This is a genomic window from Halorubrum sp. Eb13 (assembly GCF_002252895.1).
GTDB lineage: Archaea > Halobacteriota > Halobacteria > Halobacteriales > Haloferacaceae > Halorubrum.
The window spans coordinates 1-695 of sequence record NZ_NHPE01000002.1 but is presented as its reverse complement, the minus strand read 5'-3'; the positions used below and the strand labels follow the sequence as shown (position 1 = coordinate 695).

The following is a 695-nucleotide window of genomic DNA, read 5'->3' as shown; positions in this document are numbered from 1 at the left end:
CATCGTGTTCAGATAAGGATGAATAGTGAGGCGGTGTGTTTTCTGAGTGGTTCATGCCCGAAAACACACGCCTCAGCGGGAGTATCGACCAGATCAACTTAGAGTTTGTTGAACGAGAAGCGACACCGAAATTGCTGATGAAGCTCGGTATTCAGCTCCATCTCGCTGGCCTCTCACTTTCGAATACCGTCTCGGTTCTTGATATATTCGGTGTCGAACGTGCTCGATCAACCGTTCATAATTGGGTTCACAAGGCCGATCTACAGCCCGAAGCTGGTCGGTGTCCGGATCACGTCGCGGTTGACGAGACTGTGATCCGACTCAACGACGAGCAATATTGGCTGTATGCTGCCGTCGATCCTGAAACAAACGAATTGCTCCATACAAAGCTTGAGCCGACAACAACGAAGGTTCTCGCACATTCGTTTCTGACCGAACTCTCCGAGAAACACGACGTCTCCGACGCCGTGTTTCTCATCGATGGATCGCACTCGCTACAAGACGCGTGTCAGCGCCACGGCTTCGATTTCAGATACGAGAAACATGGAAATCGGAACGCCGTTGAACGTGTATTTAGAGAGGTAAAACGCCGAACTGTCTGTTTCTCAAACTGTTTCAGCAACGCCGAAGCAGAAACCGCCGACGACTGGCTCAGATCGTTCAGCTTCGCATGGAATCAGCTTATCTGAACACGA

The 695-nt window shown here is 50.6% G+C and carries 1 protein-coding gene; it reads left to right on the top strand.

The genetic code is table 11. The features are described 5' to 3' along the window. Positions 1–53: 53 nt before the first annotated feature. A complete protein-coding gene (locus DJ75_RS00020; protein ID WP_094521841.1) occupies positions 54–689 on the top strand; it encodes an IS6 family transposase in 636 nt (211 codons plus the stop codon). The last annotated feature ends 6 nt before the right edge of the window (positions 690–695 follow it).

Excerpts from the sequence above, each read along its gene's own strand:
- DJ75_RS00020 (WP_094521841.1), top strand. The coding sequence starts at position 54 with ATGCCCGAAAACACACGCCTCAGCGGGAGTATCGACCAGATCAACTTA.